At 62.6% G+C, this 15427-nt stretch carries 15 protein-coding genes; 7 read left to right on the plus strand and 8 right to left on the minus strand.

Features of this window, described 5'->3' with window-relative positions; all coding sequences use genetic code 11:
- Nucleotides 1–127 precede the first annotated feature (127 nt).
- Complete coding sequence (mnmA, locus tag P3T22_RS22915; protein ID WP_063494789.1) at nt 128–1285, minus strand: tRNA 2-thiouridine(34) synthase MnmA; 1158 nt, start codon at nt 1283–1285, stop codon at nt 128–130.
- Between the two features lie 134 nt (nt 1286–1419).
- Nucleotides 1420–1902, minus strand: a complete 483-nt coding sequence (locus P3T22_RS22920) for an NUDIX hydrolase (protein ID WP_429326219.1) — start codon at nt 1900–1902, stop codon at nt 1420–1422.
- A 189-nt stretch (nt 1903–2091) separates the two neighbouring features.
- Between P3T22_RS22920 and P3T22_RS22925 the strand changes: the two genes are divergently transcribed.
- The 3 genes from P3T22_RS22925 to P3T22_RS22935 all read left to right on the plus strand — a co-directional run bounded on the left by P3T22_RS22925 (nt 2092) and on the right by P3T22_RS22935 (nt 5095).
- Nucleotides 2092–3234 carry a Re/Si-specific NAD(P)(+) transhydrogenase subunit alpha gene (locus P3T22_RS22925; RefSeq protein ID WP_063494791.1) on the plus strand — a complete coding sequence of 381 codons (1143 nt, stop codon included), beginning with the start codon at nt 2092–2094 and terminating at the stop codon, nt 3232–3234.
- An 80-nt stretch (nt 3235–3314) separates the two neighbouring features.
- Nucleotides 3315–3641, plus strand: coding sequence for an NAD(P) transhydrogenase subunit alpha (locus P3T22_RS22930; RefSeq protein ID WP_063494792.1), 327 nt, complete (start codon nt 3315–3317; stop codon nt 3639–3641).
- Nucleotides 3641–5095, plus strand: coding sequence for an NAD(P)(+) transhydrogenase (Re/Si-specific) subunit beta (locus tag P3T22_RS22935; RefSeq protein ID WP_063494793.1), 1455 nt, complete (start codon nt 3641–3643; stop codon nt 5093–5095). Before P3T22_RS22930 ends, P3T22_RS22935 begins: the two co-directional genes overlap by 1 nt.
- A 135-nt stretch (nt 5096–5230) precedes the next feature.
- Here P3T22_RS22935 and P3T22_RS22940 read toward each other — a convergent pair whose 3' ends face one another.
- The 5 genes from P3T22_RS22940 to P3T22_RS22960 all read right to left on the minus strand — a co-directional run bounded on the left by P3T22_RS22940 (nt 5231) and on the right by P3T22_RS22960 (nt 10417).
- Nucleotides 5231–6526 carry a THUMP domain-containing class I SAM-dependent RNA methyltransferase gene (locus P3T22_RS22940; RefSeq protein ID WP_429326220.1) on the minus strand — a complete coding sequence of 432 codons (1296 nt, stop codon included), beginning with the start codon at nt 6524–6526 and terminating at the stop codon, nt 5231–5233.
- 92 nt (nt 6527–6618) lie between these two features.
- A complete protein-coding gene (locus P3T22_RS22945) occupies nt 6619–7350 on the minus strand; it encodes a PqiC family protein (RefSeq protein ID WP_429326221.1) in 732 nt (243 codons plus the stop codon).
- Complete coding sequence (locus P3T22_RS22950) at nt 7347–9005, minus strand: intermembrane transport protein PqiB (RefSeq protein WP_063494796.1); 1659 nt, start codon at nt 9003–9005, stop codon at nt 7347–7349. The genes P3T22_RS22945 and P3T22_RS22950 overlap by 4 nt, the downstream gene beginning before the upstream one ends.
- Nucleotides 8998–9648 carry a paraquat-inducible protein A gene (locus P3T22_RS22955; protein ID WP_063494797.1) on the minus strand — a complete coding sequence of 217 codons (651 nt, stop codon included), beginning with the start codon at nt 9646–9648 and terminating at the stop codon, nt 8998–9000. Before P3T22_RS22955 ends, P3T22_RS22950 begins: the two co-directional genes overlap by 8 nt.
- A gap of 7 nt (nt 9649–9655) precedes the next feature.
- Nucleotides 9656–10417 carry a paraquat-inducible protein A gene (locus P3T22_RS22960; RefSeq protein WP_429326222.1) on the minus strand — a complete coding sequence of 254 codons (762 nt, stop codon included), beginning with the start codon at nt 10415–10417 and terminating at the stop codon, nt 9656–9658.
- 484 nt (nt 10418–10901) lie between these two features.
- On the opposite strand from P3T22_RS22960, the gene P3T22_RS22965 reads away from it, so the two are divergent.
- From P3T22_RS22965 to P3T22_RS22980, 4 genes are all read left to right on the plus strand, one after another.
- Entirely contained in the window at nt 10902–11462 is a 561-nt protein-coding gene (locus tag P3T22_RS22965; RefSeq protein ID WP_429326223.1) for a cytochrome b, read from the plus strand.
- Nucleotides 11463–11470: 8 nt separating this feature from the next.
- Complete coding sequence (locus P3T22_RS22970) at nt 11471–12034, plus strand: YceI family protein (RefSeq protein WP_429326224.1); 564 nt, start codon at nt 11471–11473, stop codon at nt 12032–12034.
- 78 nt (nt 12035–12112) lie between these two features.
- The gene (locus P3T22_RS22975) at nt 12113–12682 is read left to right on the plus strand and encodes a YceI family protein (RefSeq protein ID WP_429326250.1); all 570 of its coding nucleotides are present in this window, start codon (nt 12113–12115) and stop codon (nt 12680–12682) included.
- A 289-nt stretch (nt 12683–12971) separates the two neighbouring features.
- The gene (locus tag P3T22_RS22980; protein ID WP_429326225.1) at nt 12972–14249 is read left to right on the plus strand and encodes an MFS transporter; all 1278 of its coding nucleotides are present in this window, start codon (nt 12972–12974) and stop codon (nt 14247–14249) included.
- A 217-nt stretch (nt 14250–14466) separates the two neighbouring features.
- Here P3T22_RS22980 and secF read toward each other — a convergent pair whose 3' ends face one another.
- Entirely contained in the window at nt 14467–15417 is a 951-nt protein-coding gene (gene secF, locus P3T22_RS22985; RefSeq protein ID WP_063494802.1) for a protein translocase subunit SecF, read from the minus strand.
- Nucleotides 15418–15427 lie beyond the last annotated feature (10 nt).

Genomic DNA, 15427 nt, shown 5'->3' on the forward strand with positions numbered 1-15427 from the left:
GTGAAGCTAGCTGCGCTCGAAGATGAAACGCATGGGTGAAGCGTGAAGTATGAAGCTTGGAGATGAGACATGAAGGTGAAGCGCGTGCAGCGGGGCCAAGGCGTAGCCGCACGATCAATCCCTTGGCTCAACGGGCGCTTAGCAACGCTGCCTGTTGCGGCTGGCGCGCCGTTGGCTGCCCGGTCACCGCATGTTCGATGATGCCGCCGCCGAGACACACGTCGCCATCGTAGAGCACTGCAGATTGCCCTGGTGTGACAGCCCATTGGGCGGCGTCGAAATTCAGTTCGAAAAGGCCTTCGTCGCGACCTGCTACGCTGGCCGCCGCACTAAAGGAGCACGGCGCATCCGCTTGCCGGTAACGGGTTTTCGCGCCGCACGCGAAACCGTCGGCCGGCGCTTCGCCCGCGACCCAGCTCGTATTGCCTGCGCTCAACGTATGGCTCAGCAGCCACGAATGGTCGTGGCCTTGCGCGACATACAGCGTGTTCGACGCAATATCCTTACCGGCGACGAACCACGGCTCGCCGCTGCCTTCCTTGCTGCCGCCGAGGCCGATACCCTTGCGCTGCCCGAAGGTGTAGAACGCGAGGCCGATGTGTTCACCGACCACGTTACCGTCGGTGGTTTTCATGGGGCCGGGTTTGGTCGGCAGATAGCGGTTCAGGAAGTCGCGGAACGGCCGTTCGCCGATGAAGCAGATGCCGGTCGAATCTTTCTTCTTCGCATTCGGCAGCGCGATCTGTTCGGCGATCTCGCGGACTTTGGTTTTCGGAATCTCGCCGAGCGGAAACAGCGTCTTCGACAACTGCGCCTGATTCAGCCGATGCAGGAAGTACGACTGGTCCTTCGTATGATCGAAGGCCTTCAGCAACTCGAAGCGGCCGTTGTTCTCGCGCACGCGCGCATAGTGGCCGGTCGCGATGGTTTCCGCGCCGAGCGACATCGCGTGATCGAGGAAGGCCTTGAACTTGATCTCGGCGTTGCACAGCACGTCTGGATTCGGCGTGCGGCCGGCCGAGTATTCGCGCAGGAATTCGGCGAACACGCGGTCTTTGTATTCGGCGGCGAAGTTGACCGCTTCGACGTCGATGCCGATCAGATCCGCCACCGAAACAACGTCGATCCAGTCCTGCCGTGTCGAGCAGTACTCGCTGTCGTCGTCGTCTTCCCAGTTTTTCATGAACAGGCCGACCACGTCGTAGCCCTGTTCCTTCAGCAGCCACGCGGTAACCGACGAATCGACGCCGCCCGACATGCCTACAACGACTTTCTGCTTGCTCATAAGATGCTCACTGGGTACTGCGTGACTTCATTGATCGTAGGTTGACCGTGTTGCCCGGTCGCCAGCCTGGCCGCTCGTGACGGATCAGGCCCGTTTATGACCGGTTCGGCCTGGCGATGCCTGCTTACGTCTGCTTATACCTGCTTGCGCGCGACCGAATGCGTGTGCACGAAGTCGAGCGGGAAACGCCGTCCTGCGAGGTAATCGTCGAGACATTGCATGACAAGCGGCGTGCGATGCCGTTCGGGGCAGGCGCGCAATTCGTCGGCGCTCATCCATAGCGTGCGGACGATGTCGGGATCGAGCGCGCGCGCTGCATCCGCTGCGCCGCTCGTGCCGCAATAGGTGAAGCGCAGATACGTCACCCCCTCACTGCCGGGCCGCTCGAAATGCGTCATATACATGCCGACCAGCGCCGCGGGCTTGAACGGATGGGCGGTTTCCTCGATCGTTTCGCGGACGACCGCTTCCAGGAGCGTTTCGCCTGCTTCCAGATGGCCGGCGGGCTGATTCAGGCGCAGGCCGTCGGCGGTATGTTCCTCGACCACGAGAAAACGCCCGTCACGCTCGACGATGGCCGCAACGGTGACGTGCGGCAGCCAGGTTTCCGGTTTCATGGGTGCGCATTTTACCGTTTATGGGCCCGGGCTGCCGGGAAGCGGGCGGCGGCGAAGACTCCGGATTGTCCCCGATTTTTGCGCCGCACCAAGTTTCGGTTAAAGTGACGCCGTTAGCCGTTGCACCGGAATGCCGGCGTGCCTCGTCGGCAGCTCTGTCGTAAAACAGGAAGTCGAGGAGGAGAAAAGATGCACATCGGAGTGCCAGCCGAGACGCGCGCGCACGAAACCCGCGTCGCCGCGACGCCCGAAACGGTCAGGAAGTATGTGACCCAGGGCCACCGGGTCACGATCCAGAGCGGCGCCGGTACCGGCGCAAGCTTTCCTGACGAGGCCTTTACAGCCGCTGGCGCGGAGGTCGTTGATGCGGCCACCGCGTTTGGCGCGGATCTGGTCCTGAAGGTCCAGTCGCCGACCGATGCCGAGTTGCCGCTTCTGAAGCGCGGCGCGACGCTGGTCGGCATGCTTGACCCTTTCAATACCGAAAACTCATCAAAGCTCGCGGCTGCGGGTGTGACGGCGTTCGCGCTCGAAGCCGCGCCGCGCACCACCCGCGCGCAGAGCCTCGACGTGCTGTCGTCGCAGGCGAACATCGCCGGGTACAAGGCGGTGCTGCTGGCGGCCACGCTCTATCCGCGCTTCATGCCGATGCTGATGACGGCTGCCGGCACCGTGAAAGCGGCCCGCGTGCTGATTCTCGGCGCGGGCGTGGCCGGTTTGCAGGCGATCGCAACTGCCAAGCGCCTGGGCGCCGTGATCGAAGCCTCCGACGTGCGTCCGGCGGTCAAGGAGCAGATCGAATCGCTCGGCGCCAAGTTTCTCGACGTCCCGTACGAAACCGACGAGGAGCGCGAAGCCGCGCAGGGCGTCGGCGGCTACGCGCGGCCAATGCCGCCATCGTGGCTTGCGCGCCAGTCGGCGCTGGTCCACGAACGGGCGAAGCAGGCCGACGTAGTGATTTCCACCGCTCTGATTCCAGGCCGGGCCGCGCCGACGCTGATCTCGGTCGAAACCGTGCAGGCGATGAAACCCGGCTCCGTGCTGGTGGACCTCGCCGCAGGCCGTGGCGCGGAGTATGAAGGCCAGCGCGGCGGCAACTGCCCGCTCACCGTAGCGGACCAGGTCGTTACAAAACACGGCGTGCAGATCGTGGGTTACACGAACCTGGCGTCGATGGTGCCCGCCGACGCGTCGTCCTTATACGCACGCAACCTGCTCGACTTCCTGAAGCTGATCATCACCAAGGAAGGCGCCCTGAACATCGATCTCGCGGACGACATCGTCGCGGCCACGCTGCTGGCCCGCGACGGCGAAGTCACGCGCAAGGCCTGAGCAATTAATTGCATGGGACCAGAGTAAGCGCTAAAGCGCTTACTCTGGCCGACATCGAATCAATACATAGGAGAGCGGCGATGGAAGTCATCAACCACACCGTCATTAACCTGATCATCTTCGTGCTGGCGATCTACGTCGGCTACCACGTCGTCTGGAACGTCACGCCCGCGCTGCACACGCCGCTGATGGCCGTGACCAACGCGATCTCGGCGATCGTGATCGTCGGCGCAATGCTGGCAGCCGGCCTCACCGTGGGCGACACCGGCAAGTTCTTCGGCACGCTCGCGGTCGCGCTCGCGGCAGTGAACGTGTTCGGCGGATTTCTGGTGACGAGGCGAATGCTGGAGATGTTCCGCAAGAAAGAGCCGAAGAAGCTCCCCGCAGTTGCAAAGGAGAACGCGTAATGAGTCTGAACGTCGTCACGCTGCTTTATCTGGTCGCGTCGGTCTGTTTCATCCAGGCGCTCAAGGGGCTGTCCAATCCGAAGACGGCGCGCACCGGCAATACCTTCGGCATGGTCGGGATGGCGATTGCGATCCTCACCACGATCGCGCTGATCGTCAAACAGGCGAATGCGCTCGGCTCGAATCTTGGGTTAGGGCTTGGCCTCCTGCTGGTCGCGCTGGTGATCGGCGGCGCGATCGGCGCGTTCGTCGCGGCGCGCGTCGAGATGACCAAGATGCCGGAACTGGTCGCGGCGATGCACTCGCTGATCGGTCTTGCCGCGGTGTGCATCGCGTATGCGGTGGTGTCGGAGCCGTCGGCCTTCGGCCTCGTCGATCCAGAGAATGCAATTCCGGGCTTCCTGCCATACGGCAATCGCGTCGAGCTGTTCATTGGCACGTTTGTCGGCGCGATTACGTTCTCCGGTTCGGTGATCGCATTCGGCAAGCTGTCGGGCAAGTACAAGTTCCGCCTGTTCCAGGGCGCACCGGTGGTCTATGCGGGGCAGCATCTGATCAACCTGCTGCTCGCGCTCGCGATGCTCGGCTTCGGCGTGATCTTCTTCCTCACGCAGTCGTGGTTGCCGTTCATCATCATGACGATCATCGCGTTCGTGCTCGGCGTGCTGATCATCATCCCGATCGGCGGCGCGGATATGCCGGTGGTCGTGTCGATGCTCAACTCGTACTCGGGCTGGGCGGCGGCGGGCATCGGCTTCTCGCTGAACAATCCGATGCTGATCATCGCGGGCTCGCTGGTGGGTTCGTCGGGTGCGATCCTGTCGTACATCATGTGCCGCGCGATGAACCGCTCGTTTTTCAACGTGATTCTCGGCGGCTTCGGCAACGAGGCGGGTGCGGCGGCTGCAGGTGGGTCGGCGGAGCAGCGTCCGGTGAAATCCGGTTCGGCTGACGATGCGTCGTTCATGCTCGGCAATGCTGAAACGGTGGTGATCGTGCCGGGTTACGGTCTGGCGGTCGCGCGCGCGCAGCATGCGTTGAAGGAGCTGACCGACAAGCTGGTCGAGAAGGGCATCGAGGTGAAGTACGCGATTCACCCGGTAGCCGGGCGGATGCCGGGGCATATGAACGTGCTGCTTGCCGAAGCCGAAGTGCCGTACGACATGGTCTACGAAATGGACGATATCAACGGCGAGTTCGGTCAGGTCGACGTGGTGCTGGTGCTCGGCGCGAACGACGTGGTGAATCCGGCGGCGAAGAACGATCCGAAGTCGCCGATCGCGGGCATGCCGATCATCGAGGCTTACAAGGCGCGCACGGTCATCGTGAACAAGCGTTCTATGGCAGCAGGTTATGCCGGCCTCGACAACGACCTGTTCTACATGGACAAGACGATGATGGTGTTCGGCGACGCCAAGAAGGTGATCGAGGATATGGTGAAGGCGGTGGAATAACGGACCGCTGTGCTGCGCGGCCTGCCTCGCGGCGGGCCGCGAAACCAACTCCCCGCGTGCGCCGATCGCTGGCATACCGGCGAAAAAAACGCGGACCTGGATCCGCGGCTTTTTCCGGTGCTGCTCTGCAAGGGCTCAGGCCGGCGGCGTGTCGTTGTTCTGCGGCCGCTGACGCACGCTGCCCGCGATCAGGTCGAAACGGAACAGCCGGCATTCAAGCGCGCCGTTGAAGAGCGGCGTCTTGGTCGATTCACGCAGACGCAACTGACCGGGCAACTTGCGATCCGACGTCAGGATGAACGCGTGCCAGCCGGTAAAGCGCTGCTTCAGCGCATCGCCGAGCGACTGGAAAAACTCGCTATCCGGTGCTTCTTCCTGGGCCCGGTGGAAGCTCTCGTCGTCGCGGCCTTCACGTGTGGCGCGGCCTTCGCGGATTTCACCACGTGCGTTGCGCCCGCGCACTTCGATCCGCTCGCCGTACGGCGGATTTGCGACGAGGATGCCCGGCTCAGCCGACGGTGCGGTCATGCCGCGTGCGTCGACCTGCTTGAGCGGAATTGACGGCAGGCCAGCGCGCTGGAAGTTCGCACGCGCCTTGTCGAGCATGTCGCCGGAAATATCGCTGCCGAAGATCTGCAGATCGGCGCGCGAGCTGCGGGCGGCGTGCTTGGCGTCGAGCGCGGCGGCCTTCAGCGTTTGCCAGGTCCTGGCGTCGAATTGCTTGAGCTTCTCGAAGCCGAAGCGGCGCTCCGCGCCCGGCGCGATATTCAGCGCCACTTGCGCGGCTTCCGCGAGGAAGGTGCCGCTGCCGCACATCGGGTCGTACAGCGGCGTGCCGGCGGTCCAGCCGGTCAGGCGCAGGATGCCCGCCGCGAGGTTCTCGCGCAGCGGCGCCGCACCCTTGTCCAGCCGCCAGCCGCGCTTGAAGAGCGGGTCGCCGGAGGTGTCGAGATAGAGCGTGCAATCGGTGGCGGTGAGGAACGCGAACACGCGCACGTCGGGCATGGCGGTGTCGATGTTCGGACGCGCACCGCTCACTTCACGCAGACGGTCGCAGATCGCGTCCTTGACGCGCAGCGTCGTGAATTCCAGGCTGCGCAGCGGCGATTTGATGGCGGTGACGTCCACGCGCAGCGTTTCGTTTGCCGAGAACCACTGCTCCCAGCGCTGTTCGACCGCAAGCGCGTAAATGTCCTGTTCGCTGCGATACGGCCGATGCGCGATTTTCAGCAGCACGCGGCTCGCGAGGCGCGAGTGCAGGTTGGCGGCCATGCCGGCGGCCCAGCCGCCGCGGAAATGCACACCGCCGGGCACTTGCGCGCCAGCCGTGAACGGCGCGCCGTTCAGGTGCTTCGCGGCAATTTCCGCGAGCTCGGTGGCGAGCGAGGCTTCAAGGCCACGCGGACAGGGAAGGAAGAAATCGAAGGACATTGAGGTTGCCGGAAGGCGTTAGATAAGGCGCTATTGTACGCGGTCGGGATTACGGGTCGTTTTGGCCTTTTCCTGATCTGGCAAAGAAACCTTCAACTCCCCGCACTGGCAGCCGCAACAGCTGAAGGACACGCCGGCACGGCAAAACCAGCGCCCGTAGCACCCCCAACCTTCCCTTGCGGAGCAGCAGAAGCCATAGCCTGCACCGCACCCGCCACCTGCAAAGCAATCCGCTGCAACGCCACCCGATGCCCATTGACAAGCGCATCGTAGCCGCCGCCAACCGGCTCACTCACCACGCTCCGACAGGTCATCACAGCATTACTACGCACAGCCCGCACACTCCAAACCGCATCGATCAACGCATGCGACCCCGGCCATGACTCGAACCGCTGCACATTCATGCTGACCCGATACACCGGTGTCGTATCGGCATACGCAGTGCCATACACATCGATCGTGCCCAGCTGCTGCGTAAGACTGGTCGACAAAGCCCGACGAAGCTCGTCACCCGGCAACGAAGCCCAACGCTCCTGCTCGAGCACCTGAACCTGCGTCGGTCCCGTCTGCACCACAAGCTGATTCTTCGCCACTTGCGGCGGGACATCGATCGGCGCGACTTCGATCAGCCACGCCGGCGCAGCCGATGTCCGGGCGCTAACCGCCGCCGCGGAGCCAGCAGGCGCACTATCCGCGCCGAGCGTATAAAAGCGGCTCGACGGCGACGAACACGCCGCCATCGCTATCAGTCCGGCCAGAGCGCCGACATAAACAGCGCCGCGCACAAGCCCGCGCGGCGGGCGGGGGAGCCGGGCAAACATCATGGTTTATCTCCTGTTTTACCGCGCAACAGCGATTCCGGATGACGTTCCAGATAATCCGACAGCGCATTCAGCGACTGCAACGTACGTGTCAGTTCCTGCAACGCCTGGTGAACATCCGACTGCAACGGCGAGTCCTGCTGCAATGTCGCCTCGGCCGAACCGAAGGTCTGCTTCGCCGCAGCCAGCGTGTCGCGCGCCTCCGGCACGACTTCCTTGTCGAGTCGCGTGAACAGCTGGTCGGCATTCTTCAACGCGCTGTTCAGGTTCGAACCGATCTGGTCGAACGGCACCTTGTCGAGCTTCTTCGCAATGTCGGCAACCTGCACCTGCAGTTCGTCGAGCGAGTTCGGAATGGTCGGCAACTCGAGCGGATCGCCCGTTACGTCAACCGTGGCCGGCGGCGCTTTCGGGAAGATATCGAGCGCTACGTACAACTGGCTCGTAATCAGATTGCCGGTACGCAACTGGCCGCGCAGCCCATGCTTGACGAGCTGTTGCAGCAAGGTTTGACCCGCGAGGCTGCCCGGTGTCGGCGCGGTTTCGCGGAAGCGCTTGCCGAGGCGGTCCGGGTACAGGTTCATCGTTACCGGCATCGTGAAGCTGCGCGTCTTCGGATCGTAGTCGATGCCGATGTTGGTCACCTGGCCCAGCACGATGCCGCGGAAGTCGACCGTCGCGCCGACCGACAGCCCGCGCAGCGACTGATTGAAGTTCATCACCACACGCAATGGCACGCCATCCGGTTCGCGCATCGCGTCCTGTTCATCCGAACCTAGGCGGAACGTCATGTTGTTCGGCGCCTGCGCACCCACGCCCTGACCCGGCGGCGACTGGAACGACAAGCCGCCGACGATCACCGTGGCAAGCGACTGCGTATTCAGCTTGAAGCCGCTCGAGTCGAGCCGCAAATCGACGCCGCTCGCATGCCACCAGCGCGAATTGGTGCCGACGTACTGGTCGAACGGCGCCGACACGAAGACCCGCATCGTCACGCCGGTGCCGTCCTTGTCGAGCGAGAAGCCGACCACCTGGCCGACCTGCACGCGCCGGTAGAAAATCGGCGAACCGATGTCGATCGAGCCGAGCGAGTCGCCATGCAGAATGAACTGGTGGCCTTTCTGGTCGCCCGTAATCGGCGGCGGTGTTTCGAGGCCGACAAAGTCTTGTTCGGTGTCCGGTGAATGGCCGGCGTCCGCACCGATGTACGCACCGGAGAGCAGCGTGGTCAGTCCGGACACGCCGCTCGCGCCGACGCGAGGGCGCACCACCCAGAAGCGCGAATCCTTGACCGCGAAGTTTTCGCCTTCCTTGGTGAGTTGCACCTGAACCAGCACGTGCGACAGATCCTTCGAGAGCGTAATGGTCTTCACCGAGCCGACATCGACATCCTTGTATTTGACCTTGGTCTTGCCGGGCTCGAGGCCTTCGGCGCTGACGAACGTGATCGTGATGGTTGGGCCTTTTTCGGTCACCGACTTGATCACGAGCGCAAGGCCGATTAGCGCGGCGATCAGCGGAATCACCCAGACGAGCGAGGGCAGCCAGCGGCTGCGCGGCTCGATGTCAGGGTCAGGCAGTTGGGGCGGCAGCTTCGGTCCGTTCGAATCGTTGCGCGGCGCATCGGAGGCGGGCGTCGGTCCTTGCGGGCTAGTCATGGTCGAGGTCCTGAGGTTTTTGAGTACTGCCTTCCACGTTGTCCCAGATGAGCCGTGGATCGAATTGCATGGATGCCATCATCGTCAGAATCACCACCGAGCCGAAGGCGATTGCGCCCGGTCCAGCCGTGATCACAGCAAGCGACTTGAAACGGACCAGCGCGACGGTCAGCGTGACGACGAACACGTCGAGCATCGACCAGCGCCCGATCCGTTCGACCATCCGGTAGAGCGTGGCGCGTTGCTCCGGCCGCCAGCGCGAGCGGCGCTGCGCGGTGGTGGTGAGCAACACGAGCACACTGAGCTTGAGCATCGGCACCATGATGCTGGCGATGAACACGATCACGGCCAACGGCCAGTCGCCCGAGGTCCAGAAGTACACGACGCCGCTCATGATGGTGTCGTCTTCCGAACCGAGCAGCGACGACGTGTGCATCACAGGTAACAGATTCGCCGGAATATACAGCAAGGCCGCGGCGATCAGCAGCGCCCAGGTGCGCATCAGGCTGTCGGGGTTGCGCCGGTGCATCACCGCGCCGCAGCGTCCGCAGTGTTGCGGCGTGACGGAGCGGATACGCGGCTCGACGCGTCCGCACGCGTGGCAGGCGACCAGGCCCGCGCGCTTCGCGGTCACGTATTTCATCGTGCGTTCATCCTTGATGCGGCGCTGGCGGCACCGGCGGCGCCGGCGGCAATGCGGATTGGGCCGTGCCTTGCACCTCAGGCGGCGGGGGCGGCCCGTCAAGCGAACTGACGGCAGCCGCCGCGCTGTCCGCGGCGGTGCGCGGCCGCGGTCTCTGGCTGCGGTTAGCCATTTCGTCGGCGCGGTCCCACAGTTCGCGCGGATCGAACGTGAGCACCACCGCGATCATCAGCGTCAGCACGCCGAACGCGAATAGCGCCGCTTCGGGAATCACGCGTGCGAGACTCACCATCTTCACGATGGTGATCAGCACGCCAAGCATGAACACTTCGATCATGCCCCATGGCCGCACGAATTGAATGGCGCGCAACACGCGGTTGAAGGCGGGCGGCACGTAGCCGGCGTTCAGCGGGAGCAGCACATAGAGCAGCGCGACCAGCTCGGTCAGCGGGAACAGGATGGTCGAGCAGAACACCATGACCGCGACGATCTGCATGTCCTCGCCCCACAGTGCGATGAGCGCGCCAAACAGCGTGGTCTGCGAGGTGATGCCGTTGGTTTCGAGTTCGACGATCGGGAAGGCCTGGGCGATCACGAAGGTAATCAGCGCGGCCAGCGTCATCGCACAGATACTGTCGAGCTTGCGGGAGACGCCTTGATAGAGCGTCGCGCCGCAGCGCGAACAACGCGCGACCTCCCGCCCGATAAGCCGGCGCTTGTAGAACAGCGTATCGCACTCATGGCACGCGATCAGGTTGTCATGTTCCATACGGCAGAAGAGCTAACGACATGAAGGGAGGCGTGCAATGCCGGTTTTAGGGCCGGGCAGAAGAAAGCGTGGAGCAATAGTACCAAACGCGCTTCGCGGCCGGGACGGCCATTGCACCCGGTGCGGGGTGAGTCGGGCAGCGGAAGCATCTGGACTGGTCTTACGTGAAAGCGACAGATTTTGACAGTCTCGGTCCCCAATTGTTCAATACTGTTCTGCACGTGGAAGACTTTTGGCCGGGCGGCATTCCGGGTCGACAGCTTTGCATGGGATCAGAGTAAGAGCTTTGCATGGGATCAGAGTAAGCGCTAAAGCGCTAACTCTGATCGACCCAGCTTTTTCCGCTTGCGGTAGCATGGCGGCCTTGGCGTGTGCCGCAGCCGCCATGCTTTCTATCGAGCCGCACGATGCAACATGCATTGGCATGCGTGGAATAGCCGGGCCGGCTGCGCCGTTAACCTCTCTTAACTTGCGTTGACCTGTCATGGCACTCAATCCTTCTTTTGGTGGCCGGGAGTCATACACGCGGACGGCCATCGCCTTTCACTGGCTGATCGCGCTGCTGATCGTGTGCAGCTTCGCGCTCGGTTGGGTGATGACCGATATCCCCGGCTTCACGCCCACCAAGCTGCGCTACTTTTCGTACCACAAGTGGATCGGCGTGACGGTGTTCGTGCTCGCCGTGCTGCGCATTCTATGGCGCGCCACCCACGCGGGCCCGTCGATGCCGCGCCGCATGCCGGCCTGGCAGCGCGGCGCCGCGCATCTCACACATTTTCTGCTCTACGTGCTGATGATCGTGATTCCCGTCTCCGGCTATCTGTATAGCTCGGCGGCCAACGTGCCAGTGGTGTACCTCGGCCTGATTCCGCTGCCGCGCCTGATCGCACCAGACCCGCATCTCAAGGAGCTGCTGAAGAACGTGCATATCGCGCTGAATTACACCTTGCTCGTGCTGGTCGTGCTGCATGTCGCGGCGGCGCTCAAGCATCAATGGCTCGACCGCGACGGCCTGCTGTCGCGCATGCTCCCTTTCATCAAATAAGGATAACCATGAAAGTTTCGTTTTATCGTTACATGCTCGCCACGTTCGCAGCGGCCTCTCTGACCGCAGCCGGCAGTGCGCTCGCGCAGGTCGACGTCGCCAAAAGTTCGGTGACGGCAACGTCGAAGCAGATGAACGTGCCGGTGGAAGGCAAATTCGGCAAATTCACCGCGCAAGTGAAGTTCGATCCGGCAAAACCGGCCGACGGCAGCGCGCAGTTGAGCATCGACGTCGGCAGTTATGACCTCGGTGACGAAAGCTATAACGATCAGGTGCGCGGCAAGGACTGGTTCGACGCGAAGACCTACCCGGCTGCAACTTTCATATCGAGCGCGATCGCCCCGGCCGGCGGCAATCAGTTCAAGGTCACCGGAAAGTTGACCATCAAGGGTAAAGCGCAGACCGTCGTGGTGCCGGTCACGGTCACCCAGCAGGGCGCGACGCAAACTTTCGACGGCTCGCTGCCGATCAAGCGCTCGCAATTCGACATCGGCACCGGCGAATGGAAAGACACCTCGGTGGTTGCTGATGACGTGGTGATCAAATTTCATATCGTCGCTGCACGCAATTGACGTTCGCCGCGCTCTTTGGGTGCGGCCGCTATCCTTCAAGACTTCCAGAAACATAAGGAGCCTGAATTGAAAACATCTCTGTTGATCGCCGTCGGTGCATTGGCCTCTTCCTTCTCGCTCGGCGCGTTTGCTGCCGCCGACACTTATCAGCTCGACCCGACTCACACGTATCCGAGCTTCGAGGCGGATCATTTCGGCGGCCTCTCCGTGTGGCGCGGCAAGTTCGTCAAGAGTTCCGGCACGGTCACGCTCGACCGTGCGGCGAAAACCGGCACGGTGGACGTGACGGTTGACCCGGCTTCGGTCGAGACCGGCAACGGCAAACTCGACGAGCATCTGAAATCGGACGAATTCTTCGACGTTACCAAGTACCCTGCGGTGACTTACAAAGGGACCGATATCAAGTTCGACGGCGACAAGCCGGTCGAAGTGGTCGGCAACCTGACGATCCGCGGCGTGACCAAGCCGCTGAATCTGAAGATCGAATCGTTCAAGTGCATGCAGCACCCGGTGCTCAAGCGTGAAGTGTGCGGCGTGGAAGCGAGCGCTCATTTCAACCGCAGCGAATACGGCATGGATTCCGGTGCCAAGTATGGCTTTAGCATGGATACCACGCTGCATATTCAGTCGGAAGGCATCAAGCAATAAGCGCTTTAACGAGCCTTTTGCCTATTCGTATTGAATGCCGCTCATGGCGCGGCCGTTGCATCGCAACAAAAAAGCCGCTTCGTTCGCATGTGCGATGAAGCGGCTTTTTATTGCCCGCTTGAAACGCGGGGAGCCTTGTGCAGCAGTCATGGGTCATTTGCCGCTCGCGCCGCCTTAATTTTTCAGGTACATAGAGCGCTGGTTCCGGATTGGTTGTGCGCGCATCCAGTTCGGCGATATCCAGCGTAGAACCTACGTCAACAATATTTCGCGCGCGTTGGAGATCTGCATGAATGCAACGGCAGCGGCAAGCCTGGCGGGGAGCCGGCGGAATTCGTGGCGCGCGGTGGCCGCCGCCTCGATCGGCAACGCGCTGGAATGGTTCGATCTGGTCGTGTACGGTTTTTTCGCGGTCATCATCGCGAAGCTGTTTTTCCCGGCGGGTAACGACACGGTCTCGCTGCTCCTGACGCTTGGCACTTTCGGCGTGTCGTTCTTCATGCGGCCGCTCGGCGCGATCGTGATCGGTGCTTACGCCGACCGCGCCGGACGCAAGGCGGCGCTTACGCTGTCGATCCTGCTGATGATGTGCGGCACGCTGATCATCGCGGTTCTGCCGACGTATCAGAGCATTGGCATTGCCGCGCCCGTGATTCTCGTAGTGGCGCGCCTGATGCAAGGCTTTTCGGCGGGCGGCGAGTTCGGCAGCGCCACGGCTTTTCTCGCGGAACACGTACCGGGGCGGCGCGGCTTTTTCGCGAGCTGGCAGGTCGCGAGCCAGGGGCTCACCACGCTGCTCGCGGCCGGCTTCGGCGTGCTGCTGACCGGCAAGTTGTCGCCGGAGCAGATGGCCTCGTGGGGGTGGCGCGTGCCATTCTTCTTCGGTCTTATGATCGGGCCGGTCGCGTGGTATATCCGCACCAAACTCGACGAAACGCCTGAGTTCCTCGCGGCGGAAGCCACCACGACGCCGCTGCGCGACACCTTCGCCAGCCAGAAGCTGCGCCTCGTGATTGCGATCGGCGTGGTGGTGCTCGGTACGGTGTCGAGCTATCTGGTGCTGTTCATGCCGACCTACGGCGTGAAGCAGTTGGGGCTGGCGCCGTCGGTCGCGTTCGCGGCGATCGCGCTGACCGGCGTGATCCAGATGGTGTTCTCGCCGCTGGTTGGCCATCTCTCGGACCGCCATGGCCGCACCACGATCATGCTGATTTCGGCGCTGCTGCTTCTCATCCTGATCAATCCGGCCTTCATCTATCTGGTCGCGCATCCGAGCTTCGGCACGCTGATCGTGCTGCAAATTGTGTTCGGCTTTCTGATGACAGGCTACTTCGCGGCGCTGCCGGGTTTGCTTTCCGAGATGTTCCCGGTGCAGACGCGTACCACCGGCATGTCGCTGGCCTATAACATCGCCGTGACGATCTTCGGTGGCTTCGGGCCTTTCATCATCGCGTGGCTGATCAGCTTCACGGGGTCGAAGGCCGCGCCGAGCTACTACATGATTTTTGCCGCGGCCGTCAGCCTGGTGGCGCTGATGGCGGCGAGACGCAAGCTTGGGTTCCGCTAACACGTTGCCGCGTTGTCCTGCTGCGCGACAGAGCTTGGCGAGCGAGCGTGCAGGGTGCGAGGACGGCGGGACGGAGCAGCAGGGCCACAAAGGCCACAAAGGCCGCAAAGGCCGCAAAGGCGGTAAAGGCGGTAAAGGCGGTAAACGTAAAAGGCCGGTTCGCGAGAACCGGCCTTCCTTTTTTCACGATCGGGCCAGATGTCTGCCTGCAGCAGAATCAGACTTGTGCGCCGGCGTTTGGATCGTCCGGATCGACGCGTTCCTTCTTGTCCTTCACCAGATCTTCGCGCTTCACGCCGAACCACATGGCAAGCGCCGCGGCGACGAACACCGACGAGTAGATGCCGAACAGAATACCGACCGTCAGCGCGAGAGCGAAGTAGTGCAGCGTGGGGCCGCCGAACAGGAACATCGACAGCACCATCATCTGCGTACAGCCGTGGGTGATGATCGTGCGCGACATCGTGCTGGTGATCGCGTGGTTGATCACCTCGATCACGGTCATCTTGCGTTCGCGGCGGAAGGTTTCACGAATCCGGTCGAAGATAACGACGGATTCGTTCACCGAGTAGCCGAGCACTGCGAGCACCGCGGCCAGCACCGACAGCGAGAACTCCCACTGGAAGAACGCGAAGAAGCCGAGAATGATGATCACGTCGTGCAAGTTCGCGATCACGCCGGCGACCGCGTACTTCCATTCGAAGCGGAACGACAGATAGATCACGATGCCGACCACCACACAGGCCAGCGCGAGCAGGCCGTCGGTAGCGAGTTCCTTGCCGACCTGCGGGCCGACGAACTCGACGCGTTGCAACTGCACCTGCGGGTCCTGGCCCTTCAGCGCGCCCATCACCTGGTCGCTCTGTTGCGCCGACGTGTAGCCGTGCTTGAGCGGCAGACGGATCAGCACGTCGCGCGAAGTGCCGAAGTTCTGCACTTGCGCGTCGGGATAGCCGAGCTTGTTGAGCGTGCCGCGCACCGGTTCGAGCGGCGCGGCGCCGGGATACTGCACTTCGATGACGGTACCGCCGGTGAATTCCACCGACAGATGCAGCCCGCGATGCACCAGGAAGAACACAGCGGCAAGGAACGTCAGCAGCGAGATTGCGTTGAAGATCAACGCACGCTGCATGAACGGAATGTCTTTGCGAAAACGGAAAAATTCCATGGTCTTGTTC

Source organism: Paraburkholderia sp. GAS348 (assembly GCF_050434205.1).
GTDB lineage: Bacteria > Pseudomonadota > Gammaproteobacteria > Burkholderiales > Burkholderiaceae > Paraburkholderia.